This window comes from Sphingobium sp. (genome assembly GCF_048594625.1).
Lineage (GTDB): Bacteria > Pseudomonadota > Alphaproteobacteria > Sphingomonadales > Sphingomonadaceae > Sphingobium.
Genome location: NZ_JBMDWL010000046.1, coordinates 1 through 23561, shown reverse-complemented (window position 1 = coordinate 23561; position 23561 = coordinate 1). Strand labels below are relative to the sequence as shown.

The 23561-nt window shown below is 63.7% G+C and carries 24 protein-coding genes; 16 read left to right on the top strand and 8 right to left on the bottom strand.

What is annotated here, in order from left to right; genetic code table 11:
- Position 1 precedes the first annotated feature (1 nt).
- Positions 2 to 1099, bottom strand: a complete 1098-nt coding sequence (gene hisC, locus ACOJSJ_RS06200; RefSeq protein WP_420144118.1) for a histidinol-phosphate transaminase — start codon at positions 1097 to 1099, stop codon at positions 2 to 4.
- Between the two features lie 339 nt (positions 1100 to 1438).
- Between hisC and metX the strand changes: the two genes are divergently transcribed.
- The gene (gene metX, locus ACOJSJ_RS06195) at positions 1439 to 2575 is read left to right on the top strand and encodes a homoserine O-acetyltransferase MetX (protein WP_420144117.1); all 1137 of its coding nucleotides are present in this window, start codon (positions 1439 to 1441) and stop codon (positions 2573 to 2575) included.
- Positions 2572 to 3165, top strand: a complete 594-nt coding sequence (gene metW, locus ACOJSJ_RS06190; RefSeq protein ID WP_420144116.1) for a methionine biosynthesis protein MetW — start codon at positions 2572 to 2574, stop codon at positions 3163 to 3165. The genes metX and metW overlap by 4 nt, the downstream gene beginning before the upstream one ends.
- A gap of 16 nt (positions 3166 to 3181) precedes the next feature.
- Here the strand turns inward: metW and ACOJSJ_RS06185 are convergent, their stop codons facing one another.
- Complete coding sequence (locus tag ACOJSJ_RS06185; RefSeq protein ID WP_420144115.1) at positions 3182 to 3583, bottom strand: PilZ domain-containing protein; 402 nt, start codon at positions 3581 to 3583, stop codon at positions 3182 to 3184.
- 112 nt (positions 3584 to 3695) lie between these two features.
- Positions 3696 to 4307, bottom strand: coding sequence for a TetR/AcrR family transcriptional regulator (locus tag ACOJSJ_RS06180; RefSeq protein ID WP_420144114.1), 612 nt, complete (start codon positions 4305 to 4307; stop codon positions 3696 to 3698).
- 156 nt (positions 4308 to 4463) lie between these two features.
- On the opposite strand from ACOJSJ_RS06180, the gene ACOJSJ_RS06175 reads away from it, so the two are divergent.
- Positions 4464 to 6830 carry a TonB-dependent receptor gene (locus tag ACOJSJ_RS06175; RefSeq protein WP_420144113.1) on the top strand — a complete coding sequence of 789 codons (2367 nt, stop codon included), beginning with the start codon at positions 4464 to 4466 and terminating at the stop codon, positions 6828 to 6830.
- Positions 6831 to 7041: 211 nt separating this feature from the next.
- Complete coding sequence (locus tag ACOJSJ_RS06170) at positions 7042 to 8301, top strand: spinster family MFS transporter (protein WP_420144112.1); 1260 nt, start codon at positions 7042 to 7044, stop codon at positions 8299 to 8301.
- Positions 8302 to 8452: 151 nt separating this feature from the next.
- On the opposite strand, the gene ACOJSJ_RS06165 is transcribed toward ACOJSJ_RS06170, so the two are convergent.
- Genes ACOJSJ_RS06165 through ACOJSJ_RS06155 form a run of 3 tightly spaced genes read right to left on the bottom strand, consistent with a single transcriptional unit; the run spans position 8453 to position 11371 of the window.
- Positions 8453 to 10030 carry a peptide chain release factor 3 gene (locus tag ACOJSJ_RS06165; RefSeq protein ID WP_420144111.1) on the bottom strand — a complete coding sequence of 526 codons (1578 nt, stop codon included), beginning with the start codon at positions 10028 to 10030 and terminating at the stop codon, positions 8453 to 8455.
- Positions 10031 to 10073: 43 nt separating this feature from the next.
- Positions 10074 to 10490, bottom strand: coding sequence for a hypothetical protein (locus ACOJSJ_RS06160; protein WP_420144110.1), 417 nt, complete (start codon positions 10488 to 10490; stop codon positions 10074 to 10076).
- Positions 10487 to 11371 (bottom strand): aldose 1-epimerase family protein, encoded by an 885-nt coding sequence (locus ACOJSJ_RS06155; RefSeq protein WP_420144109.1) that lies wholly within the window; start codon positions 11369 to 11371, stop codon positions 10487 to 10489. Before ACOJSJ_RS06155 ends, ACOJSJ_RS06160 begins: the two co-directional genes overlap by 4 nt.
- A 129-nt stretch (positions 11372 to 11500) precedes the next feature.
- On the opposite strand from ACOJSJ_RS06155, the gene ACOJSJ_RS06150 reads away from it, so the two are divergent.
- From ACOJSJ_RS06150 to ACOJSJ_RS06140, 3 genes are all read left to right on the top strand, one after another.
- A complete protein-coding gene (locus ACOJSJ_RS06150) occupies positions 11501 to 12025 on the top strand; it encodes a hypothetical protein (RefSeq protein ID WP_420144108.1) in 525 nt (174 codons plus the stop codon).
- Positions 12026 to 12177: 152 nt separating this feature from the next.
- On the top strand, positions 12178 to 12594 hold the full coding sequence (locus ACOJSJ_RS06145; protein WP_420144107.1) for a SufE family protein: 417 nt from the start codon (positions 12178 to 12180) through the stop codon (positions 12592 to 12594).
- A 69-nt stretch (positions 12595 to 12663) separates the two neighbouring features.
- Positions 12664 to 13164, top strand: a complete 501-nt coding sequence (locus ACOJSJ_RS06140) for a hypothetical protein (RefSeq protein WP_420144106.1) — start codon at positions 12664 to 12666, stop codon at positions 13162 to 13164.
- Between the two features lie 18 nt (positions 13165 to 13182).
- Here ACOJSJ_RS06140 and ggt read toward each other — a convergent pair whose 3' ends face one another.
- Together ggt and ACOJSJ_RS06130 are read right to left on the bottom strand one after the other, a co-directional pair.
- On the bottom strand, positions 13183 to 14895 hold the full coding sequence (ggt, locus tag ACOJSJ_RS06135; protein WP_420144105.1) for a gamma-glutamyltransferase: 1713 nt from the start codon (positions 14893 to 14895) through the stop codon (positions 13183 to 13185).
- 137 nt (positions 14896 to 15032) lie between these two features.
- Positions 15033 to 16088, bottom strand: coding sequence for a quinone-dependent dihydroorotate dehydrogenase (locus tag ACOJSJ_RS06130; protein WP_420144104.1), 1056 nt, complete (start codon positions 16086 to 16088; stop codon positions 15033 to 15035).
- 373 nt (positions 16089 to 16461) lie between these two features.
- On the opposite strand from ACOJSJ_RS06130, the gene ACOJSJ_RS06125 reads away from it, so the two are divergent.
- From ACOJSJ_RS06125 to ACOJSJ_RS06085, 9 genes are all read left to right on the top strand, one after another.
- Complete coding sequence (locus tag ACOJSJ_RS06125; protein ID WP_420144103.1) at positions 16462 to 17403, top strand: helix-turn-helix domain-containing protein; 942 nt, start codon at positions 16462 to 16464, stop codon at positions 17401 to 17403.
- A gap of 133 nt (positions 17404 to 17536) precedes the next feature.
- A complete protein-coding gene (locus tag ACOJSJ_RS06120) occupies positions 17537 to 17947 on the top strand; it encodes an RrF2 family transcriptional regulator (protein WP_420144102.1) in 411 nt (136 codons plus the stop codon).
- The gene (sufB, locus tag ACOJSJ_RS06115; protein ID WP_420144101.1) at positions 17944 to 19428 is read left to right on the top strand and encodes a Fe-S cluster assembly protein SufB; all 1485 of its coding nucleotides are present in this window, start codon (positions 17944 to 17946) and stop codon (positions 19426 to 19428) included. Before ACOJSJ_RS06120 ends, sufB begins: the two co-directional genes overlap by 4 nt.
- A 53-nt stretch (positions 19429 to 19481) precedes the next feature.
- Positions 19482 to 19937, top strand: coding sequence for a hypothetical protein (locus ACOJSJ_RS06110; protein ID WP_420144100.1), 456 nt, complete (start codon positions 19482 to 19484; stop codon positions 19935 to 19937).
- Between the two features lie 5 nt (positions 19938 to 19942).
- Positions 19943 to 20689: a Fe-S cluster assembly ATPase SufC gene (sufC, locus tag ACOJSJ_RS06105; protein WP_420144099.1), complete on the top strand. Its 747-nt coding sequence runs from the start codon at positions 19943 to 19945 to the stop codon at positions 20687 to 20689.
- Positions 20686 to 21450, top strand: a complete 765-nt coding sequence (locus ACOJSJ_RS06100; RefSeq protein WP_420144098.1) for a SufD family Fe-S cluster assembly protein — start codon at positions 20686 to 20688, stop codon at positions 21448 to 21450. Before sufC ends, ACOJSJ_RS06100 begins: the two co-directional genes overlap by 4 nt.
- Positions 21447 to 22664: a cysteine desulfurase gene (locus ACOJSJ_RS06095; RefSeq protein WP_420144097.1), complete on the top strand. Its 1218-nt coding sequence runs from the start codon at positions 21447 to 21449 to the stop codon at positions 22662 to 22664. Before ACOJSJ_RS06100 ends, ACOJSJ_RS06095 begins: the two co-directional genes overlap by 4 nt.
- Positions 22657 to 23133, top strand: a complete 477-nt coding sequence (locus tag ACOJSJ_RS06090; RefSeq protein ID WP_420144096.1) for an SUF system Fe-S cluster assembly protein — start codon at positions 22657 to 22659, stop codon at positions 23131 to 23133. Before ACOJSJ_RS06095 ends, ACOJSJ_RS06090 begins: the two co-directional genes overlap by 8 nt.
- Positions 23133 to 23510, top strand: coding sequence for a HesB/IscA family protein (locus tag ACOJSJ_RS06085; protein ID WP_420144095.1), 378 nt, complete (start codon positions 23133 to 23135; stop codon positions 23508 to 23510). Before ACOJSJ_RS06090 ends, ACOJSJ_RS06085 begins: the two co-directional genes overlap by 1 nt.
- Positions 23511 to 23561 lie beyond the last annotated feature (51 nt).

The window sequence follows — 23561 nt, the reverse complement described above, 5'->3', positions numbered from 1 at the left end:
TTCAGGCCGCCTCCGCCATGGCGCGCAGCTTTGCCGCCACGGCGCGCATCTGCGCTTGGGTGCCGATGGTGATGCGCAATCCGTTCGGCAGCCCCTGACCGGGCAGCCAGCGCGTGGCATAGCCTTCGTCCCACAGCCCCTTCATCGCGGCCTCGGCGGTCAGCCTGCCTTCGAACAGGATCAGCAGGAAATTGGTCTTGCTGGGCACGGCGCGCAGGCCATGGTTGGACAGCGAAGCGACTTCGCCGGTCAGCCAGTCGCGCCATTGCGCATTCTGGGCGCGGCTCTGTTCCACCCATGCACGATCGCCGATGGCTGCGGCCGCCGCCGCCTGCCCCGCCGTCGTGACGTTGAACGGGGCGCGGATGCGATGCAGCGCGTCTATGATATCCGCCGACGCATAGCCCCAGCCGATCCGTTCCGCCGCCAGCCCGTAAATCTTCGAAAAGGTGCGGGTGACGAAGACGTTGGACGCATGGCGCGCCAGCTCCAGACCGCCATCATCCTCCCCATCGTCCAGATATTCGGCATAGGCCTGATCGAGGACGAAGAGGATGTCGGCGCGCAACCCGGCATGCAGCCGGGCAATGTCTTCCCGGCTGGTGAGGGTGCCGGTGGGGTTGTTGGGATTGGCGAGGAAGACGACCTTCGTCCGATCCGTGACCGCGGCCAGCAGCGCGTCGACGTCGGTTGCATAATCGCTGTCCGGGGCGATCACCGGCGTCGCGCCGACCCGGCGCGCGGCGATGTCGTACACGGCAAAGCCATAGCGGACATAGAGGATTTCATCCCCCGGCCCGGCATAGGCGGATGCGGCGATATGCAGCAGTTCGTCCGACCCGGTGCCATAGATGATGCGATCCGCCTCCAGCCCATGGACCGCCGCGATCGCTTCGCGCAATTTCGTCGCGCCGGGATCGGGATAGGTGGCCATGTCGGCCGTCGCCGCCAGAAATGCGTCGCGCGCGGCCTGACCGGTGCCGAGCGGATTTTCATTGGCCGACAATTTGATGAGGGGACGGCCATCATCGGCCGCTGCCTTGCCCGGCACATAGGCGTGAATGCCGAGTATCCAATCCTTGGGAGCTGGTTTTGTCATGGATGCGGGCTTTAGCGGCTTCCATTCAAAAGGCAAAGCGACTGAAACGGGTGATGGCGGCGCGGCTCACCGAAGTTCACACCATAGTCCAGGGATAATGGCGTAAAGCGTCCTCAAGGCGCCTGCAACGCGTCCCCCGAAGCGTCACCCCTCCATCGGGGTGGCGGCGCCAATATCAGGGACATGCCGGGGCATGGAAGGGCGTGGGACCGCTGTATCCGCCATGTTAAATCAGGCACGACTTCAGTAGGAAAGGGGATCGGGCGCCATGGCGACCGTCACTGGGCGGGATCGCCCAGATTGACAGCGCCCGGTCCCGGTCCTAGCCCCGGCGACATCATGGCCACAGTTCCCCTTAGCGAAGACAATCGTTTCGGCCTGCGCCGACAGGCACGCCTTGCCGGGCCACTGCACCTGTCGAGCGGGACGCAGCTTGGCCCGGTCGACATCGCCTATGAAACCTATGGGCGGATGAATGCGGACAAATCCAACGTCATCCTGATCTGCCATGCCCTGACCGGGGACCAATATGTGGCGTCCGACCATCCGGTGACGGGGAAGCCGGGATGGTGGTGGCGGCTGGTGGGCGAAGGGAAGCCGGTCGATCCCGCGCGCCATTTCATCATCTGTTCCAACGTGATCGGCAGCTGCATGGGGTCGTCCGGCCCGGCCAGCATTGATTCCGCGACCGGCGCGCCGCATGCGATGCGGTTCCCGGTGCTGACCATTGCCGACATGGTGCGGGCGCAGGCGGCGCTGCTCAACCATCTGGGCGTGGACAGGCTGGCCGCAGTCATCGGCGGATCGATGGGCGGCATGCAGGCGCTGACATGGCCCACGCTGTTTCCCGATCGGGTCGAAAGCTGCATCGTCATCGCGTCCACCGCACGGCACAGCGCGCAGAATATCGCCTTCCACGAAGTGGGGCGTCAGGCGATCATGGCCGATCCCAACTGGCGCGGCGGCGACTATTATGCCGATGGTCAGGTGCCCAGCGCCGGGTTGGCGGTGGCCCGCATGGCGGCGCACATCACCTATCTGTCGGAAGCGGGCCTGACCGAGAAATTCGGTCGTCGCCTGCAGGGGCGTGACGCCAAGACCTTCGGTTTCGACGCGGATTTTCAGGTGGAAAGCTATCTGCGGCATCAGGGGTTGAGCTTCGTCGACCGGTTCGACGCCAACTCCTATCTCTACATCACCCGCGCCATGGACTATTATGACATTGCGGATGATCATGGCGGGTCGCTGGCGCGCGCCTTTGCCGCGACGCGGGCGCGATTCTGCCTCGTCAGCTTCGATACCGACTGGCTGTATCCGACGGCGGAATCGCGGATCATCGTCCACGCGCTCAACGCATCGGGCGCGCAGGCCAGTTTCGTAGAACTGTCCAGCCCCTTTGGCCATGATGCTTTCCTGCTCGAATCGCCCGAACTCAACCGGGTGGTCGACGGTTTTCTGAAGGGTGGCCGGGCATGACCGACATGTTGCGTCCCGACCTGTCCCTGATCGCGCGTACGGTGCGGCAGGGCGCCCGCGTGCTGGATGTGGGGTGTGGGGAAGGCGCATTGATGGCGGCGCTGCGCGACGGGGCGCAGGTGGACGCGCGCGGCCTGGAACTGGACGGATCGAATGTGGCCGCCGCCGTGGCACGGGGCCTGTCGGTGGTGCAGGGGGACGCCGATACCGACCTTGCCTATTATCCCGACGCCAGTTTCGATTATGCGATCCTCAGCCAGACGCTGCAGACGACGCGGCGGCCGGACAAGGTGGTGGAGGAACTGCTGCGGATCGGCCGTCAGGCCTTCGTATCCTTTCCCAATTTCGCCCATTGGCGGGGTCGGCTGTCGCTGATGTGGGGCGGCCGCATGCCGGTGACGCGGTTATTGCCCGACACCTGGTACGACACGCTCAACATCCATCATGTTACGGTGGACGATTTCCGGGCGCTGGTGCGCGAACGGGGATGGACCATCGATGGCCAGTGGTTTCTGAAGGGCGACCGGGAAACCACCCATGCGAACGCCAATCTGTTCGCGGAACATGCGGTGTTCCTGCTGCGCAAATAACCGGCCCAATAATCGGTCAGGCGCCTGCCACGCGCAGTCCGAAGGATGTGGCGGGCGTCTTCCCCGTCATGGCGCGCCGCCGGGCATGGGTCAGGCCGACCGTCAGCGACTTGGCATAAAGGGGCTGCGCGGCGAGTTTCGGGCCAGCGGTCTTGAGTACCGCGTCCACATCGACCGGTTCGTCAAAGGCCACGCCGAAATGTCGGTCCGCCGTCCACACGACCCGGCCGGGCATGGCGGTTTCACCCCGCGTCACGACGATCCGCGCGCCTACGCCGGGCGATTTGCCCTGAATACGGGCGCCGCCTTCCGATATGTCGCGGATGCGCACCAGCTGGCTGGCAGACAGCGGTTCGCCCAGATTGACATGGGCATCGATGAAGACATTGGCGCGCTTGGCGCGTGGCGTAAGTTCCATGATCCTTCCCGTAACAGCCTGTCTCAACAGGAAGATTACAGGATATGACGGAAAGTTGCGGGCGCAGCGCCGGTCCGGGGCGCCGACGCGACAACCCGTTGATGGGCAGCCTTTATCGCGAGCCGATGCCCCGTTCGATCAGCGCGTTGGCGATGGCGGCGATGTCCTGCGCCGGGCGGCTGTCGTCCCACACGCCAAAACGCAGGCCCAGAAACACGTTCATGCCCATGATTGCCCAGGCATGGACTTCCTCCACATCGGCGCGCACATCGCCCCGCGCGGCAGCGGCGGACAGGCGGGTGGCCATGCGGCTGGCGGTATTTTCATAATGGGCGCGATAGGCGGCCTGATCCACGAACTCCGCCTCATCGATGATACGGTAGATTTCCTTGTGCGTGCGCGCAAATTCCAGAAAGCTGAGCAGGCCGATCCGTTCGGCGTCGATGCCGTCGCGGGCCTGTGCGATGCGGGGGGTCACATAATCGCGTACCTGCCCTGACATGTCGTTCACCAGCGCGCGGAAAATATCGTCCTTGCTGTCGAAATAGGTGTAGAAACTGCCCAGCGCGCAGCCCGCCCGGCGGGTGATGCCGCTAATCGACCCTTCGTGGAATCCCTTCTCGCCAAATTCCGCAGCAGCGGCGGACAGCAGCGCGCGACGGGTGCGTTCGCCCCGCGCGGTGCGCGGCGTCTTGTCGTCCCTTACGGCGGCGTCCCCGGTCATTTCCACTCCTGAGCCCTGTTTTTTGCCACCATGACGGCTTTGCTTCGCCCATCTCTTATTTCAAGTTGAAAGCCGGTTCAACTTTCATTATCCATGGGACCAAGGCAAGGCGACCCGGCAGACCGGGCGTACCATTTTCAGGAGAGGACCGACCCGATGAAGGCTCATCAGACCGTTCGTGCGCTTGCGCTCGCTTCCGTGGCATGGGGTGGCATGATGGCGCTGCCCGTGCTGGCGCAGGAGGGCGCGCCCCAGGTCGCCGCCGATGACGCCGGCGCAGCGATCGTCGTCACCGCCCGCCGCCGCGAAGAAACGCTGGTCAGTGTGCCGATCGCGGTCAGCGCCTTTTCCGGCGAAGCACTGGAAAAGGGTGGGGCGATCGACATTACCGACCTGGCCAACGTCACCCCCAATACAACGCTGGAAGCGTCGCGCGGGACCAACAGCACATTGACGGCCTTCATCCGCGGCGTGGGGCAACAGGATCCGGTGTCCGGTTTCGAACAGGGCGTCGGCATCTATCTGGACGATGTTTATCTCAACCGGCCGCAGGGGGCCTTGCTCGACATCTACGATGTGGAACGGATCGAGGTGCTGCGCGGGCCGCAGGGTACGCTGTACGGCCGCAACACGATCGGCGGTGCCGTGAAATATGTGACCAAGATGCTGCCGCAGGATTTTTCGCTGAAGGTGAAGGGCACCTATGGCACCTATGATCAGGCGGACGGGATCGTCAGTGTATCCGCGCCGATCGGCGATCTGGTGCGCGTCGGCGGGGCGCTGGCGCGCCTGTCGCGCGGCGGTTTCGGTCGCAACCTCACCACGGGCGATGACAATTACAACAAGGACATCTGGGCCGGGCGCGCTACGTTCGAAATGGGCGGCTATGGCGAACCCGTCCTGATGCGCATCACTGGCGATTATATGAAGGACAAGAGCAGCCCGCGCGGCGGCCATCGCCTGATACCGGGACAGCGGTCTGGCGCACCGGTGCTGGACGATGTGTTCGATACGCGCGGCGGGCTGGTCGATCCGCGACAACAGGTCAAATCCTATGGCCTGTCGATGAACCTGTCGGCCGAACTCAATGACATGTTCACGCTGAAATCGATCAGCGCCTGGCGCAAGGATGACAGCGCGTCGCCAATCGATTTCGACGCGCTGCCCGCCGTCGATGTCGACGTGCCCGCCTTTTATCGTAACGAGCAGTTGAGCCAGGAAGTGCAGTTGCAGGTCGATGCCGGACCGCTGAAGGGCATGATCGGCTTCTACTATCTGGACGCGAGCGCCGACACCCAGTTCGACACGCGTATCTTCACCACGCTGGCTGGGTTGACGGCGTTCACGCAAGCGAATGTCGATACGGAAACCTATGCGATCTTCGGCGATTTCACCTATGATTTCAGCCCGCAGTTCAGCGTGTCGGCAGGCGGCCGCTACACCTGGGACGAACGGCGCGCCGACATCGTGCGGCAAAATTATCTGGGCGGCGGATCGCCGGTCTTCGGCGGCGCGGGCCTGCCCTTCGGCGCGCCCAGCACCGATTTCAGCGGATCGGCCAAGTACAAGAAATTCACGCCGCGCTTTTCCGTCAGCTACAAGCCGACGCCCGATCACAATATCTACGCCAGCTATTCCAAGGGGTTCAAGGGCGGCGGATTCGATCCGCGCGGCGTGGGCACCAATGCGCCGGACCTGAATGGCGACGGCATCCGGCAGGATAGCGAAGTCGCATCTTTCCTGAGCTTCCGCCCCGAAGAGGTGGACAGCTATGAAGTCGGCTACAAGGGCAGCTTCATGGACGGTGCGCTCTATGTCGCGGTTGCGGGCTTCTATGCCGATTACAAGGATGTGCAGATCCCCGGATCGGTCGCCTGTACCGTGACCGGCGGCACGCCGCCCCGGCCGATCCCGTCCTTCTGCGGCATCGTGTCCAATGCGGGCAAGGCGCGGTTCAAGGGGCTGGAGTTCGAAAGCAATGCGCGGCTGGGCCGCGACATGCTGACCAGCGGCGACCGGCTGAACCTGTCCACGGCGGTAGGGTATATCGACGCGGAGTATCGCGAATATATCACGAACATCGGCGGCGTGCCGACCGATGTGGCGCAATATCGTCAGGTGCAGAACACGCCCAAATGGACGGCCAGCGGGACGCTGAGTTACAACACACCCGTCGGCGATGGCAGCCTTTACGCCGGGACGACGGTGTCGTGGCGGTCGAAAACCTATCAGTTCGAAATCCCCAACCCCTATATCGACCAGAGCGGCTATGCCCTGTGGGACGCGAGCATCGTCTATACCGCGCCCGACGATCGCTGGTCGCTGGGCGTCCATGGCAAGAACATTCTGGACAAGGAATATAAAACGTCGGGCTATACCTTCGTCGCGGCCAATCCTGTGACGGGCGCCATCATCAACAATGCCGCCGGTTTCCCCGCGCCGTCGCTGGGGACGGAAGGGACGCTGACGGCCTTCTACGGCAATCCGCGTCAGGTGTTCGTGACCGGCACGGTGAAATTCTGAGGACCTTCCCCGATCCCGTTCGCTTCGAGCGAAGTCGAGAAGCGATCAGAGCAGCGCTTCTCGTTTCTCGGCTACGCTCGAAACGAACGGAGGTTTAAGAGCATTTTCAAGGCAGATGGCATCATCTGCTGGCTGGGAAAATGCGGAAAACAAAACAGAAATAGAGCATGATCCGATTCAGTATGATCGGGTCATGCTCTAAGAGACGAGCATGACCGATCGAACCGCTTCCCCTTCCTCCCCCGCCTATCGCGGTATCGTGCTGGCGATGCTGCTGCTGGTCTACACCTTCAACTTTCTCGACCGGCAGATTCTCGGTATCCTTGCCGGGCCGATCAAGGCGGAGCTGGGGCTGACCGATACGCAGCTGGGCGCGCTGGGCGGAATCGCCTTTGCGCTGCTTTATTCGACGCTGGCGATCCCGCTGGCATTGCTGGCCGACCGGACCAGCCGGACATGGGTGATCACCGTCAGCCTTGCCATATGGAGCGGCTTCACAGCGCTGTGCGGCGTGGCGGGCAATTTCATGCAGATGTTCCTGTTCCGCATCGGCGTGGGCGTGGGCGAAGCGGGCGGGGTCGCGCCATCCTATGCGGTCATTTCCGACTATTTCCCGGCGCATCAACGGGCGCGGGCGCTGTCCATCTATTCGCTGGGCATCCCGCTGGGGTCGGCGGGCGGGGTGCTGCTGGGCGGCTATATCGCGCAGACGGTGGAGTGGCGGACGGCCTTCATAGTGGTGGGCGTTCTGGGCCTGCTGATCGCGCCTGTATTCCGCCTTGTCGTGCGCGAACCCGCCCGGCCGATGCAGACGGGCGCGCCGGTGCCGGTGTCGGCGGTGTTCGGCATCCTGGCGGCCAAGCGCAGTTTCTGGATGCTGGCGCTGGGCGCCGCGTGCAGTTCGATGTGCGGCTATGGCGTCGCCTTCTGGCTGCCCAGCCTGCTGATGCGCAGTTTCGGGCTGGACCTGATGGGCGCGGGGCAGTTTCTGGGCGGGCTGTTGCTGATCGGCGGGGTTGCCGGGGTTCTGCTGGGCGGGTTCCTTGGCGATGCCATGGGCGACAGGGACAAGGCCTGGTTCGCATGGGTGCCCGCGATCAGCTATGTGATCGGCATGCCGCTGTTCGTGGTGGGCGTGCTGTCCAGCAGCGTGACATTCGCCTTTGCGCTGTTCCTGATCCCGCAGGCGCTGGTCTATGTCTGGCTGGGTCCGGTGCTGACCGCCGTGCAGCATCTGGTCCCGCCCCATATGCGGGCGAGTGCGGCGGCGACGTTCCTGCTGATCAACAACCTCGTCGGGCTGGGCCTTGGGTCATGGAGCGTGGGGGCGCTGTCCGATGCGCTGACGCCGACCTATGGGATGGAGGCGCTGCGTTATGCGGTGGTCGCGGCGCTGGGCTTCTACCTGCTCGCGGGGATGTTCATGGCGCTGGCGGGGAAGGCCCTGCGCAAGGACTGGGTCGCGGCCTGAGACAGCGAAAATGACATAGCAGGCGATAGGACGTATTTCATGAATGGACGGAAGCAATCCGTCCATTCATGATTTCAGATCACCGAGTAGTTTGTTGATTTCCGCATTTTGCGAGCCGTCATCTGTTCCAGATGACTTCAAAATGCTCTGATCAGCGTTCCCGCGTTGCGCTGAACTTCACCTTGGGGTGCCGTTCCTGCTGGTAGCCGATGTCCCATGCGCTGCGCGCCATGAAGACGAGGTTGCCGTCGCGGTCCTTGGCCATGTTCGCGCCATTATAGCCGACCAGCTCCTTGACCGCCGCATCGTCGCCGCTGATCCAGCGCGCGGTGTCGAAGGGCGAGGGTTCAAGGCCCGCCGCGACCTTATATTCGGCCTCCAGACGGCTGATCAGCACTTCAAGCTGAAGCTGGCCGACGACGCCGACGATCCAGTTGCTGCCGATTTCGGGATAGAAGACCTGAATGACGCCTTCTTCGGACAGGTCGTCCAGCGCCTTGCGCAGCTGTTTCGTCTTGGTCGGGTCTTTCAGCTGCACGCGGCGCAGGATTTCCGGCGCGAAATTGGGCAGGCCGGTGAAGCGCAGGCCGGGCTTTTCGGACAATGTGTCGCCCACGCGCAGCGCGCCATGGTTCGGAATGCCGATGATGTCGCCGGGGAAGGCCTCATCCGCCAGTTCGCGGTCTTGCGCGAAGAAGAGGATGGGGGAATGGACGGCGAGCGGCTTGCCCGAACCGCTGGGCGTCAGTTTCATGCCGCGCCGGAACTTGCCGGACACCAGGCGCATGAAGGCGATGCGGTCGCGATGCATGGGGTCCATGTTTGCCTGCACCTTGAAGATGAAGCCGGTAACTTCGCTCTGTTCGGGCTGGACGGGGGCGGGTTCGGCAGGCTGCGACCGGGGTGGCGGGGCGTGAGCGGACAGCGCGTCGATCAGTTCGGTGACGCCGAACAGCTTCAATGCCGATCCGAAATAGACCGGCGTCAGATCGCCAGCCCGGTACCGGTCGTGATCAAATTCGGCATAGCCGCCCTGCGCCAGTTCGGCTTCCTCGCGCAGCCGGTCCAGCGCGCGGTCGGACAGATGATCGGCGAGCTTCGGATCGTCCAGCCCGTAGAACTGATGGCGGGTGCCATCGAACTCGCGGCTGGGGCCGGTGGGCTGCATCAGGCGGTTGGTGGCGAAATCATAGATGCCTTCGAATTCGCCGCCCATGCCGGCCGGCCAGCTCATCGGACAAACGTCCAGCTGCAACTGGTCGGCGACTTCATCGAGTAGGCCGAACACTTCGCGCCCTTCGCGGTCCACCTTGTTGACGAAGGTGATGATCGGCAGGTTGCGCAGGCGGCACACCTCGAACAGCTTGCGCGTCTGCGGTTCGATGCCCTTGGCCGCGTCGATCACCATGACGGCGGAATCGACGGCGGTCAGCGTGCGATAGGTGTCTTCGGAAAAATCCTCGTGACCCGGCGTGTCGAGCAGGTTGAAGGTGATGGTTTCGCCATCGCGGGTCCGTTCGAACGTCATGACCGACGAGGTGACGGAGATGCCGCGCTGCTGTTCGATCTTCATCCAGTCGGACCGGGCGCGCCGGTTCGCGCCGCGCGCCTTCACTTCACCCGCAAGGTGGATGGCGCCCCCTTCCAGCAGCAGCTTTTCGGTGAGCGTCGTCTTACCGGCGTCCGGGTGGGAAATGATCGCGAAGGTGCGGCGGGATGGAATGGTCATGGCGCGCCCATATACTGAATCTTTGGTGAGTTCCCAGCCCGATCTATTTTTGCTTGCCCGCAAGGCCGAGGCAGCGCCTTACGGCGTTGATTTCCTGTGCCCGTAAAGGTTGGGCATCGCGCGTGAAAATGTCGATGCGTTGCAGATTGATCCCATCGACCAAATCGACCCTTAGATGCCGTGCTGCGTTGTCGTTGCGCCAAGTTTTGCCCTGCTGATCCACGGAACGCCAATCTGGCCCCGTGAGAGGCAATTGACTTGCCAAGCATCTGGCCACCGGTGGGCGATCAAATGACCCTTCGACCTGATACACCAAAGCTGCGCGTCGATTTTCTTCACGCTCTGAAAAATGTTTCACCCAAAAGAGAAAAGCCATGAGGGAGATTATCAGGATGGACCAAACGCCGACGACAATCGGCGGCGGCGACTGCCTTACCAATTCCCGAAACGGCAAGTTCATGGCGAAACTAGCGTCACGTCCATGCGGAAGCTGCGCGCGTCGCCGGGCAGCAGCGTCATGATCCCCTGCTTGGCCCAGACGTCGCCGGTAAAGCCGACCAGATCCGCCATCCCGGCCCATGGTTCCACGCACAGATAATGGGCGCCCGGTTTCTGCCACAGGCCAAGCCATGGCGTGTCGGGGAAATTGATTTTCAGATGCGGCTGGCCGGGCACGCCCCATGTGAGAGAGCGGCTGTTGAGGCTGTCCCAGATCAGCGCGTCCCCTTCGAACATCGCATGGGTGGGGGCGAGCATGTCGCCTTCCACCGGGGAGGGCGCGGGCTCGGTCGCGATGAGGCCGGGTTCTTCGCCCACCTTGCGGATGGGCGCGGGTTCGGGCTGTTCGAAGATGATGCGATGATCCGCCGCCGCGCCGCCATAGGGCAGCGGCCATGCGAAGGCGGGATGATAGCCGAAACTGAACGGCATGGGCGTCTCGCCGCGATTGGTGACGGTGGCCGTCATGGCGAGCGTGGCGTCGTTCAGCGTGAAATCCATGTCCAGCCGGAAGTCGAAGGGATAGGCGGCGCGGCTTTCGTCATCCGCTTCCAGCCGCAGGGTCAGGCTGTCGCTGGTCTGCTGGACGGGCAGGAAGGGCCTGCGCCGGGCAAAGCCATGTTGCGGCATCGGATAATCGCGCCCGTCGAGGCGATAGATGTCGCCGCGCGAACGGCCCACGAAGGGGAAAAGCAGGGGCGCGTGGCCCGTCCACCAGCGCGGATCGGCGTCCGTCATCAGTTCTCGCCCCTGCGCGTCGGTCAGCGACCAGAGTTCCGCGCCCAGCGGATCGATGGTGGCGGACAGACGGGACGAGGTGATGGAAAAACGCGCGTCGGGCATAAGCGGAATCAGCCTTCACTGTGGGACGCGCCATGCCATAGCGGGGCGGGCGGGGACTGTCGCCCCCATGATCGTTTCGCATGGGAACCGACGGCCCGATCGCTGGTTCTGCCTGACGGAGGACGACCCATGAAAATCATAGCAATCGCAGCCGCTCTGGCCCTGATCGTGCCGGGGATCATGCCGGGCGCGGCGCGCGCCCAGGATCAGGACAAGGACAAGAAGGAAGAGACGCAGCGCAAGGAAGGCAATCTGGACAAGGCAGGCAAGATCGCCACCCAGCCCGCGCGCGACGTGGGGCTGGACAAGGAAGAAATTCCCCCGGTGCTGGTGAAGGCGGTGGAAAATCCCTATGCCGCGCCGCCATCGCGCAGCTGCAAGGGGCTGAATGCGTCGATGGGCGAGCTGAACGCTGTGCTGGGCGACGATTTCACCGTGGGCGCGCAGGCCAATGAAAACCGCACGGGCAAGATTGCGACGGCGGTGGGCAAGACGGTGGTCAATTCGCTGATTCCCTTCCGCGGCCTCGTCCGTGAAATCAGCGGCGCGGCCCCGGCCGAGCGGCGGTTGCAGGCGGCGGTGACGGCGGGCATCGCGCGGCGCGGCTATCTGCGAGGGATGGCGGCGTCCAAGGGATGCAAGGTCACAGGCTGAAGGCGGAATGACCGGGGACGACAGGGTGGGTGCTTCCGCGAAGGCGGGAACCCGGTCCTGCCGTCTGAAATGGGCCGCCGCCTTTGCGGGAACAGCCTGCGCCATGGTGCAAAACGGGTTTCGCTTTGCGCATTTGCGCCTATAGGACGGGCATGACCGACCTGCCGAACATTGCCGATCTTCAGGAAGAATATGAATTTCTGGATGCGGACGACCGTTACCGGTTGCTGATCGATCTGGGGCGTGGGCTGGAAGCGATGCCCGACGCGCTCAAGACCGACGCGACTCTGGTGCGGGGCTGTTCGGCGGCGGTGTGGGTCTATCCCACTGTATTGGAAGACGGGCGCCTGCATTTTCTGGCGGACAGCAATGCCGCGATTACGAAGGGGATCATCGCGCTGGTCCTGTTGACGGTGCAGGATCGAGCGCCTGCCGACATTGCGATGGCGGACATCGAAGGGGCGCTGGCACCCTTCGACCTCAGGAACCAGCTGAGTTCCAACCGCACGCAGGGCATACCCAACATGATCGCCCTGATCCGCGAAACGGCGGGGCGCTACACCGGCTGACGCAACTGCTGGCGCGTTCGGACATTATCCTTCCGTAACCAAAAGGAAGGATGAGAGGCGATGCACGCCATGGCGAAGATTGCGGCCCCCCTGACGATGATGGCAGCCACGCTGGCAGGCTGTGCGGACAAGACGCCCGAAGGCCCGACCCAGCGCGAACAGATCGGCCAGGTATGGAAATATGAGGGCGGCGAAGGATCGGCGGCCAAGGTCGCCTATATCGGCAGCGCCAACAGCGTGCAGACGATGACCGCGCCCGACACTTTTTCCGTCCTGCTGGTGCAGCCGCTCAAGACGGGCGGCGCGGATGTGACGGTGAAGCTGGTGGGCGCGCCCTTCACCTGCGACATGTCCGATTGCCGGGTCAGCGTGAAGGGCGACGATGGCAAGGCGCATGAGTGGAAGGGGCGGATGGCGACCAATGACGATGGCATCGCCGTGCTGCCTTCGCAGGGCGCCTATGAAGCGATCAGGAAAGCGAAGAGCCTGACCGTCGACCTGATCGTCGATGGCAAGGAAAAGACCGCGCCCTTCACCTTTAACGTCGCGGGGCTGGACCTGAAGGGCTGATCCGGCCCCGCATCACCATCATTCCTGTAGCGACACGCCGGGGCTGCGCGGATCGGCGGCGCCCACCCAGTGGCCGTCCGCCATCCGCTCCGCCGCATTGGCCTTGAGGCCGAGGCGGTTGACGCTGACCTTGTGGCCGAGCTTTTCCAGCGGTGCCTTCATCGCTTCGAGCGACGTCCCCTGTTCCAGCACCAGCCCTTCGCCGTTGAAGAAGATGAGGCCGTGCGCGATCGAATCCTGCGCCGACAGGCCCCAGTCGAAATGGGCGATCAGCGCCTTTGCCACCTGCATGATGATGGTCTTGCCACCCGCCGCGCCGACGGTGAAGACGGGCGTCCCCGTGTCGTCATAGACGATGGTGGGCGACATGGAGGAAAGGGGGCGCTTGCCCGGTTCTACCCGGTTGGCGACAGGCTTTCCATCCTTTTCCGGGGTGAAGCTGAAATCGGTCAGTTCATTGTTCAGGATCACGCCGTTGGCGATCAGCTGACTGCCGAAAAAGCTTTCTATTGTGGAAGTCCATGCGGCGATGTCGCCATTGCGGTCCACCGCGACGAAATGGCTGGTGCCGCTTTCGGGCTGGGGCAGGGATGCGGTGCGCGGCTGCGCGCCCGGCGGCGTGCCGGGTTTGTAGACGTTCAGCGCCTTGTTGAGGCGGATGAGCGAGGAGCGCTGCTTGAGATAGGCGGGGTCGATCATGCCGCTGACGGGCACCGACACGAAATCCGGATCGCCCAGCCATGTGTCGCGATCGGCATAGGCGAGCTGCATCGCTTCGCCGATGACGTGCCAGCTGCGCGGATCGTCCTTGCCCCATTGCGCCAGCGGGAATCGCTCCACCATGCCGAGGATTTCCAGCACGGTGACGCCGCCTGCCGACACCGGTCCCATGCCGCAGACGGTATAGGCGCGATATTTGCCGCACACGGGCTTGCGGGGCTTGGCCTGATAGGCGGCGATGTCCGCTTGTGTCATGGGCACCGGATTTCTGGGCGCATGGGTGACGGCATCGCTGATCAGCCGGGCATTTTCGCCCTTGTAGAAAGCGTCCGGTCCCTCCGCCGCGATGCGTTTGAACAACGCGGCGAGCGGGAGATTGGTCATGCGCGTGCCGACCGGCGGGGGCGCGCCATTCACCCAGAAGGCCTTCTGGATTTCGGGGAAGTCGGCCCAGATATTCTGGGTGGCGCGCAGCGCGGTGGCGGTGCGTTCGCCAAGGTCGAAGCCGTCCTGCGCATAGCGGATGGCGGGGGCGAACAGGTCCGCCCAGGGCAGCTTGCCCCATTTCCTGTGCGCGTCCCATGCCATGCGCAGGTTGCCGGGCACGCCGGCGGAATAGCCGCCGGGCCATGCCTGCATGAAGGGCAGGGGCTTTCCGTCCGGCCCCATGAACCGGTCCGGTCGGGCGGCGGCGGGCGCGGTTTCACGGCCGTCGATCGATTCGAGCAGGCCCGACGCCCCGTCATGATGCATCAGGAAGCCGCCGCCGCCGATGCCGCTATTATGCGGTTCCACGACGTTGAGGGCCAGCATCATGGCGATGGCGGCGTCGGTGGCGCTGCCGCCCTTGCGCAATATTTCCTGCCCTGCCTGCGCCGCGCGCGGATCGGCAGCGGATACGGTGGCGTTGGTCGAGACCGGCTCGCGCGCCTGCGCGGCCAGAGGCAACACCAGCGGCGATAGGGCGGTAAGGGCGATGGAGGCCAGCAGGCCGGAAAGGCGGGATGTCATGCCCGCCACCCTACGCAAAGCGTTGTGCGCTGCAACCCTTTGTGATGGGGGTGCGGGGGTGACGGCCGTCTGACAGACCTGATCCGTCGGCCGGCACAGGGTGCGGGAAGGTGCGCGGCCGACTTCGCCGCCGTCCGTCAGTCGGCGTCGACGCCGACCAGTTCGGCGATGTTCTTCACGCCGTCGCGGGCCATCAATGCCTTGAGGCCGCGGTTGATGTGTTTCGCCAGATATGGCCCTTGATACACGATCGCGCTGTAGATCTGGACCAGGGATGCGCCTGCGCGGATACGGGCATAGGCATGGTCCGCATGGGCGATGCCGCCCACGCCGATCAGCGGCAGGCGGGCGCCCAGCAGGCGGCGGAAATCGCGCAGCCGCCGGTGCGACAGGTCGGTCAGCGGCGCGCCCGACAGGCCGCCGGTTTCGGCGGCATGGGCCGATCGCAGCGCGGGACGCGTGATCGTGGTGTTGGACACGATCAGGGCATCGATCCGATGGTCGATACAGGCAGCGGCAATGTCTTCCACATCGGCCGGTTCCAGATCGGGCGCGACCTTCAGGAAGATCGGCGTCGTGCCCGCGCCCCGCGCGGCCATCACGGCGGACAGCAGGTCGTCGAGCGCGGCGCGCCCCTGAAGCGCGCGCAGGCCCGGCGTGTTGGGGGACGATATGTTGACCGTCAGATAATCGGCCAGATCCGCCATGCAGGTGACGCCGGTGGCATAATCGGCCACGCCGCGCCCGGCGGCGGTCGCATCCTTGTTCGCGCCGATATTGATGCCGATGACCGGGCCTTCACCCTTGGGACGACGATAGCGGGCGATCCGGTCGGCGGCCGCGCCCTGACCGCCATTGTTGAAGCCGAAGCGGTTGATGACGGCGCGATCCTCCGCCAGGCGGAACAGGCGCGGCTGTGGATTGCCCGGCTGCGCCAGCGGAGTCAGCGTGCCCAGTTCGGCAAAGCCAAAGCCCAGCCCGTGCATTTTATGCGCGATCCGGCCATCCTTGTCATAACCCGCCGCCAGCCCGACCGGATTGGGAAAGCGGATGCCCGCCACGACCGTTTCCAGCATGGGGTCGTGCTTCAGCGGCGCGGGGGTGGGCATCATGCGCAATGCGGCGATTGACAGATGATGGGCGCGTTCGGCATCCATGGCGAACAGAAACGGGCGGATCAGGCGGTAGGACATGGCCCACGCCTATGCCATTGCCCCCGCCCTGCGTCGAGGGCGATGCGCGCCAGCCCTGTGGCAACAGGGCAACAGCGTGGCCGAACCGTTATTTCATGACAAGAATCGTCATGAATGAGACCGTTTGCGTTCGGAAAATGTCCGTTCCATCCAATAAAATTGCGACGATTCGGGATTAAAGCCAATTTGCGACCCGAAGGCTCTCAGGCCCATGGCCTATGAGACCTTTTACTGACCCGGTAGTAAAGCTGCCGGGTCATTTTTTTCCGCTTTCGATTGGCGGGCTTAGCTGTCGAAAAACTTTACGATTTCTTTCGTCCGTCGCTTGCGTGCGCGTCGATTTGGCGCATATTCAGTGCGCAGGGGTGACAAAATGGGGTCGCAACATAGCGAAAAGGCGGCACGCGCAATCGCGGTGCCGGATGACAGGGGGCCATTATCCTCTGCGGTCGACGGGGCGCAGGGACCGGTCAGGCTGCGTTATTTCGCGCCGCCCGCGCGGTTGAGCGCCTATTTCGGATCGCTCTATTTCTTCACCATATCCGCCGACCATTATGCCGACGTCACCCGTGCAGATGTGCCACAGTTGCGGCTGATGATGTCGGGGGAGGGGCGCTATCAATTCCATGACGGCATGGTTGCGCCCACACCACAGGTCTGCCTGCTTGGCCCGACCATGGGCGCGACGCGGTTCGAGGTGGATAATCCCGTGCGGCTGATGGGCATTTCGCTGCTGCCCGCGGGCTGGGCGTCGCTGCATGGCGGGGATGCCAGCCTGCTGGCGGACCGGCTGTGCGACATGGAGGCGGAGCGGGGCGAGGTCTATCGCCGCCTGCTGGACGGGCTGCGCGGGCTGGGCGACGATGTCGATGCGATGGTGGCGCTGTGCTGGAAGGAGCTGGGCTGGCTGGTCCGGGCGCTGCGCCCGGCGACATGGGATCTGCTCAGGGCGATCGACCACTGGCTGACGGACGAAGGATCGCCCCGGATAGAGGCGCTGGTGGCGGCGACCGACCTGTCGCCCCGGCAGCTGGCGCGCATCGCCAACAAATATTATGGCGCGCCGCCCAAGATGCTGGCGCGCAAATATCGGGCGCTGCGCTGTTCGGCGCGGATCGCGCTGGACGGCACCAGCTGGCAGCAGCTGTGCGACGAGGGCGGATTTTACGACCAGTCGCACTTCATTCGGGAAATCAAGCATTTCATCGGCCTGACTCCGCACCAGTTGCAGACCGAGCCGTCGGCCGTCGCGCAGCTGACATTGCTGCGCCGGTCGCTGGGCGGCGATGTGGCCGTGCTCAACCGGCTGAGCTGAGGGCGTCCTCCAGCTCCCCCACCCCAATTAAAATTTCCTTGATTTAACGCGGCCGTGCGACCACATGCGCCCAATCGGATGGAATCGGTCCGATTTGAGAATGGTTCGCAACTTGAAGGGCGCGTGACACGACATGAAATTGTCGAGCTTTGCCGATTATGCGGTCGTGCTGATGTCCGCCGCGGCGCGCCATTGCGGCGCGACACGCATGAACGCGACCACGCTGAGCGCGGAAACCGGCATCCCGCTGCCCACCGCGCAGAAGCTGGTGAGCCGCCTGTCGGCCGCAGGGCTGCTTGAATCGAGTCGCGGCACCGGGGGTGGCGTGCGCCTGTCCCGTCCGCCCGCCGCGATCACGCTGGCCGATGTGGTGGAAGCGGTGGAAGGACCGATCGCCATGACCGCCTGCGCGGAAATGGGCGCGCATGACTGCAATCTGGAACAGGATTGCCGCATCCGCCCGCACATGAATGTGGCGAACAACGCCATCCGCGAAGCGCTTGCGGGTGTGACCATCGCCAGCCTTACACGAGAAATGGCATGACCGACGAAATCACCTCTGTCCGCAACCAGGAAGCCTATGACGCGGCCCAGCGCGCGTCGACCTATGAACATGGCTGGTCGTCGGCCATCGAACAGGATTTCGCGCCCAAGGGGCTGAACGAGGATACGGTCCGCTTCATTTCGGCGAAGAAGAACGAACCGCAATGGCTGCTCGACTGGCGGCTGAAGGCGTTCGCCATGTGGCAGAAGATGGAAGCGCCGGACTGGGCAAAGCTCAATGTTCCGCCGATCGACTATCAGGACGCCTATTATTACGCGGAACCCAAGAAGAAGATCGAGTTGGATTCGCTGGACGAACTCGATCCCGAAATTCGCGCCACCTATGAAAAGCTGGGCATCCCCATCGCTGAACAGGAAGTGCTGGCTGGGGTAAAGGGCAGCCGCAAGGTCGCGGTGGACGCGGTGTTCGACAGCGTGTCGGTCGCCACCACTTTCCGCAAGGAGCTGGAGGAAGCGGGCGTCATCTTCCGATCGATCAGCGAAGCCGTGCGCGAATTTCCCGATCTGGTGAAGAAGGGGCTGGGCAAGGTCGTGCCGATGCACGACAATTATTTCGCGACGCTCAATTGCGCGGTCTTTTCCGATGGCACGTTCGTCTACAGTCCCAAGGGCGTGCGCTGCCCGATGGAACTGTCCACCTATTTCCGCATCAACGCGGAAAATACCGGGCAGTTCGAACGCACCCTGATCGTCGCGGACGAGGGCGCCTATGTCTCCTATCTTGAAGGCTGCACCGCGCCGATGCGCGATGAAAACCAGCTGCATGCCGCGGTGGTGGAACTGGTCGCGCTGGACGATGCGGAGATCAAGTACAGCACCGTCCAGAACTGGTATCCCGGCGACGAGAACGGCAAGGGCGGCATCTATAATTTCGTGACCAAGCGGGCGCTGTGTCAGGGTCGCAATTCGAAGGTCAGCTGGACGCAGGTGGAAACCGGCTCCGCCATCACGTGGAAATATCCGTCCTGTGTGCTGAACGGCGAAAATAGCGTCGGGGAGTTCTACTCCGTGGCACTGACCAACAACCTGCAACAGGCCGATACCGGCACCAAGATGATCCACAATGGCAAGGGGTCGCGTTCGACCATCGTGTCCAAGGGGATCAGCGCCGGGCGTTCCAACAACACCTATCGCGGCCTCGTGCGCGTGGCGCCGGGCGCGGAGGGCGTGCGCAACTTTACCCAGTGCGACAGCCTGCTGCTGGGCGACCAGTGCGGCGCGCATACGGTGCCCTATATCGAAGTGCGCAACCCGTCGGCGCAGATCGAGCATGAAGCGACCACCAGCAAGATCAGCGACGACCAGCTGTTCTATGCGATGCAGCGCGGTCTGGATCAGGAAAGCGCGGTCAGCCTGATCGTCAACGGCTTTGCCAAGGAAGTGCTGCAACAGCTGCCGATGGAGTTCGCGGTGGAAGCGCAGAAGCTGCTGGGCATTTCGCTGGAAGGGTCGGTCGGCTGACCTTTGCCGCCGCCACCCCTTGTGAAGAATTTGAGAATTTGAAGGACTGAACCTTGAGCGACGAAGACGATATTCAGGATGCGCTGGCCGATTTCGCGGAAGATGTCGGCAATGGACAGGCATGGACCGCCGCGATCCGTATCCTGACCGAGGATTATGACCTGGAAGAAGGCGAGCTCGCCGCCCGCGCCGCCAAGGATTTCGGCGATCTGGACGCCTATCAGGCCGAATGCCGCGAAGCGCTGGACAAGGGCGACGCGGCCTTCACCGACAAGCTCAAGAGCGACAAGGCGTTCCACAAGGCGAAGGCCCCCAACCTGGCCCGCATGGGTCCGGTGACCGAATTCGTGACCGGTGTGCTGGAAAAGGGCGCGCCCGAACCGGGCGCCGACTGGTGGCCATACATGCCGATCAAGCGCCATATCGATACGCTGTTTCCCGCGCCGGGCGATGTGCGCGACATGGCTTTCTGGACCGCGCGGACGCTCCAGCGCGCGCACAAGGGTTGAACGAGATGCTGACGATCGAGAACCTGACCAACGAAATCGACGGCAAGGCGATATTGAAAGGCCTGTCGCTTCAGATCAATGCGGGCGAAATCCACGCGATCATGGGGCCGAACGGGGCTGGCAAATCGAAGCTCGCCAACACGCTGGGCGGCCGCCCGAATTATGAAGTGACCGGCGGCACCGCGACGTTGGACGGGGCCGACCTGTTCGAGATGGAACCGCATGAACGCGCCGCAGCTGGCCTGTTCCTGGGTTTCCAGTATCCGGTCGAAATTCCCGGCGTGTCCAACCTGCAATTCCTGCGCGAAAGCCTCAATTCGCAGCGCCGCGCCCGCGGTGAAAAGGAACTGAACGGCGGGGAATTCATCAAGCTGGCCAAGGAAAAGGCGGGCCTGCTGGGCCTCGACATGGACATGTTGAAACGTCCGGTCAATGTCGGCTTTTCGGGCGGTGAAAAGAAGCGCGCCGAAATGGTGCAGATGGGCATATTGGACCCGAAGCTGGCGATCCTCGACGAAACCGATTCGGGCCTGGACATCGACGCGCTCAAGACCGTGGGCGCGGGCATCAACACCATCATGCGCCGCCCGGACAAGGCCGTGCTGCTGATCACCCATTATCAGCGCCTGCTCGATTATGTGACGCCCGATTTCGTCCATGTTCTGGCGGCCGGTCGGATCGTCAAGTCGGGTGGCCCCGAACTGGCGCTGGAACTGGAACGCGAAGGCTATGCCGAGGTGGTGGCCGCGTGAACGCCGTGACGCTCTCCCCCAACCCGCCCACGCGCAAGGATGAAGCCTGGCGCTATAGCGATCTGGAGGCTGTCGCCGCCATCTGGCCGACGCCCGCGCCCGTGCGCATCGATGTGGCGGCGGGGGACAGCGTGCGCCATTACCTGTTGCAGGATGCGGGCGACGGTGCGGCTGCGGTGCATGACTATGTCATCACCATCGCCGACGGGGCGCGGTGCGATTTTCATGTGTTGAATGTCGGCGGCAGGCTGGGCCGCGTGACCTTTACCGTCACGATCGGCAGCAACGCGCATTTCGAACTGAACGGCGCGATCATCGGCAGCAGGGACCAGACGCTGGAAATCGTGACCAGCGTGACCCATGAAAAGCCCGATTCGACCAGCGGTCAGACCATCCGGTCGATTCTGGCGGAACGCGCGGTCGGCAGTTACCTTGGCAGCGTCAACGTCGCGCGCGATGCGCAGCGTACCGACGCGTTTCAGTCGATCAAGGCGATGCTGCTGGATCGCACAGCGACCGCCAATGCCAAGCCGGAGCTGGAAATCTTCGCCGATGACGTCAAATGCGCCCATGGCGCGACGGTGGGCGAACTGGACAGGAAGGCGCTGTTCTACATGGCGTCGCGCGGCATGGACCCGGCGACAGCCAAGACTCTGTTGTTGAAGGCGTTCGTCGCGGGCGTGTTCGACCATGTCGCCGACGAAGCGGTGAAGGACGAACTGGAGGCCGCCGCGCTCGCCAAGCTGGGGGCTTTGGTATGACGATCGTCGCCCCCGCCCATGCATTGAACCTGCGGCATGATTTCCCCGGTGTGGGCAGCTGGCATTATCTGGACAGCGCCGCCACCGCGCAAAAGCCCCAGGCCGTGATCGACGCCATCGCCCGCGCCTATGGCCCCGATTATGCGACGGTGCATCGCGGCGTGTACGAACGGTCGGCCAATATGACGCTGGCCTATGAAGCGGCGCGGCGGAAGGTTGCGGGCTTCATCGGCGCGGCGAGCGATAGCGAGATCGTCTACGTGCGCGGCGCGACCGAGGGGATCAACCTTGTCGCGCAATGCTGGGCGGGGACGCAGCTCGAGGCAGGCGACCGCATCCTGCTGTCCATGTTGGAGCATCACAGCAATATCGTGCCGTGGCAGATCGTCGCGGAAAAGGTCGGCGCCGCGATCGACGTCGTGCCGCTGACCGCCGATGGTCAGATTGACCTCGACGCCATGCAGGCGATGATCACGCCCGCGCACAGGATGGTGGCGCTGGCCCATGTGTCGAACGTGCTGGGCAGCGTGCTGGATGTGCGCCGTGCCGCCGACATCGCGCATGGCGTGGGCGCAAAGATCCTGATCGACGGCTGTCAGGCGGTGCCGCGTCTGGCCGTGGATGTGGCTGCGCTCGATTGCGATTTCTACGTCTTTTCCGCGCACAAGCTGTATGGCCCGACCGGCATCGGCGCGCTGTGGGCGCGCGGGGAATTGCTGGACGCCATGCCGCCCTATCAAGGCGGCGGATCGATGATCGACAAGGTGACCTTCGAAAAGACGACCTATGCCCCCGCGCCGACCCGGTTCGAAGCGGGTACGCCGCATATCAGCGGCGTCATCGGCCTGTCGGCGGCGATCGATTATGTGCAGGGCATCGGCCTAGACGTCATCCACGCGCATGAATGCGCCATGGTGGCAAAGGCGCGCGAGGCGATCGGCCAGATCAACAGCGTGCGCCTGTTCGGTCCCGATAATTCGGCGGGCATCCTCTCTTTTGAGGTAGAGGGGGTGCATCCGCACGATGTCGGCACCATATTGGACGAAACGGGCGTCGCGATCCGGGCCGGGCATCATTGCGCACAACCGCTGATGCGCCATCTGGGCGTGGAGGCGACGGCACGCGCCAGTTTCGGCATCTATAGCGACGACAGCGACGTGGATGCTCTGGTGAAGGGTATCGAACGGGTCAGAAAGATATTCGGCAATGACTGAAACGAATAGCGACGAACGGAAGATCATGGTCGAGGAAGTGGACGCGGTGGATGCGCCGCCCAAGGCGCGTGTCGAGGATTCGTCCGACTCCGGCCAGCGCCAGCGCGACTATCTGGACGGATTCCTGGCGCAGAAGCCCGCGCCAGTGGCGGCGGGCGAGCCGGGCGGCGACATTTACGACGGCGTGATCGAAGCGCTCAAGGAAATTTATGACCCGGAAATTCCGGTGAATATCTATGATCTGGGCCTGATCTATGGCGTCGATGTCACGACCGACGGGCATGTCGTCGTCACCATGACGCTGACGACGCCCCATTGCCCGGTCGCCGAATCCATGCCGGGCGAAGTCGAACTGCGCGTCGGCGCGGTGCCGGGCGTGGGCGATGCGCAGGTGAACCTCGTCTGGGACCCGCCATGGGATCCGCAGAAGATGAGCGACGAGGCGAAGCTGGAACTGGGGATGTTGTGATGACGACCGAAGCGACCACAGCATCCGGCGCCAAGCCCCGCGCCCGTCCCGCCGCCGTCATCCTGACGCCCAGCGCGCAGCAGCGCGTCGCCGACCTGATGGCACAGGCGCCCGAAGGCACGATCGGCGTCAAGCTGTCCACGCCCAAGCGTGGCTGTTCGGGCCTGGCCTATTCGGTCGATTATGTGACGCAGGAAGCGAAGTTCGACGAGAAGATCGAAACGCCCGGCGGCACATTTTACATCGACAGCGCGTCGGTCCTGTACCTGATCGGGTCGATCATGGACTGGGTGGAGGATGATTTCACCGCCGGGTTCGTGTTCAACAATCCCAATGCCAAGGGCAGCTGCGGCTGCGGCGAGAGCTTCACGGTCTAGGGGCATCCTTCATTCCGTTCGGTTCGAGGCTGGCGAGAAACATGTGGGCGG

Coding starts and splice junctions, on each gene's coding strand:
- hisC (WP_420144118.1), bottom strand. CDS start 1,099: ATGACAAAACCAGCTCCCAAGGATTGGATACTCGGCATTCACGCCTAT.
- ggt (WP_420144105.1), bottom strand. CDS start 14,895: ATGACATCCCGCCTTTCCGGCCTGCTGGCCTCCATCGCCCTTACCGCC.
- ACOJSJ_RS06145 (WP_420144107.1), top strand. CDS start 12,178: ATGACCGACCTGCCGAACATTGCCGATCTTCAGGAAGAATATGAATTT.
- ACOJSJ_RS06090 (WP_420144096.1), top strand. CDS start 22,657: ATGACTGAAACGAATAGCGACGAACGGAAGATCATGGTCGAGGAAGTG.
- sufB (WP_420144101.1), top strand. CDS start 17,944: ATGACCGACGAAATCACCTCTGTCCGCAACCAGGAAGCCTATGACGCG.
- ACOJSJ_RS06150 (WP_420144108.1), top strand. CDS start 11,501: ATGAAAATCATAGCAATCGCAGCCGCTCTGGCCCTGATCGTGCCGGGG.
- ACOJSJ_RS06185 (WP_420144115.1), bottom strand. CDS start 3,583: ATGGAACTTACGCCACGCGCCAAGCGCGCCAATGTCTTCATCGATGCC.
- ACOJSJ_RS06175 (WP_420144113.1), top strand. CDS start 4,464: ATGAAGGCTCATCAGACCGTTCGTGCGCTTGCGCTCGCTTCCGTGGCA.
- ACOJSJ_RS06125 (WP_420144103.1), top strand. CDS start 16,462: ATGGGGTCGCAACATAGCGAAAAGGCGGCACGCGCAATCGCGGTGCCG.
- ACOJSJ_RS06180 (WP_420144114.1), bottom strand. CDS start 4,307: ATGACCGGGGACGCCGCCGTAAGGGACGACAAGACGCCGCGCACCGCG.
- metW (WP_420144116.1), top strand. CDS start 2,572: ATGACCGACATGTTGCGTCCCGACCTGTCCCTGATCGCGCGTACGGTG.
- ACOJSJ_RS06120 (WP_420144102.1), top strand. CDS start 17,537: ATGAAATTGTCGAGCTTTGCCGATTATGCGGTCGTGCTGATGTCCGCC.
- ACOJSJ_RS06140 (WP_420144106.1), top strand. CDS start 12,664: ATGGCGAAGATTGCGGCCCCCCTGACGATGATGGCAGCCACGCTGGCA.
- ACOJSJ_RS06130 (WP_420144104.1), bottom strand. CDS start 16,088: ATGTCCTACCGCCTGATCCGCCCGTTTCTGTTCGCCATGGATGCCGAA.
- ACOJSJ_RS06095 (WP_420144097.1), top strand. CDS start 21,447: ATGACGATCGTCGCCCCCGCCCATGCATTGAACCTGCGGCATGATTTC.
- sufC (WP_420144099.1), top strand. CDS start 19,943: ATGCTGACGATCGAGAACCTGACCAACGAAATCGACGGCAAGGCGATA.
- ACOJSJ_RS06155 (WP_420144109.1), bottom strand. CDS start 11,371: ATGCCCGACGCGCGTTTTTCCATCACCTCGTCCCGTCTGTCCGCCACC.
- ACOJSJ_RS06085 (WP_420144095.1), top strand. CDS start 23,133: ATGACGACCGAAGCGACCACAGCATCCGGCGCCAAGCCCCGCGCCCGT.
- metX (WP_420144117.1), top strand. CDS start 1,439: ATGGCCACAGTTCCCCTTAGCGAAGACAATCGTTTCGGCCTGCGCCGA.
- ACOJSJ_RS06170 (WP_420144112.1), top strand. CDS start 7,042: ATGACCGATCGAACCGCTTCCCCTTCCTCCCCCGCCTATCGCGGTATC.
- ACOJSJ_RS06165 (WP_420144111.1), bottom strand. CDS start 10,030: ATGACCATTCCATCCCGCCGCACCTTCGCGATCATTTCCCACCCGGAC.
- ACOJSJ_RS06160 (WP_420144110.1), bottom strand. CDS start 10,490: ATGAACTTGCCGTTTCGGGAATTGGTAAGGCAGTCGCCGCCGCCGATT.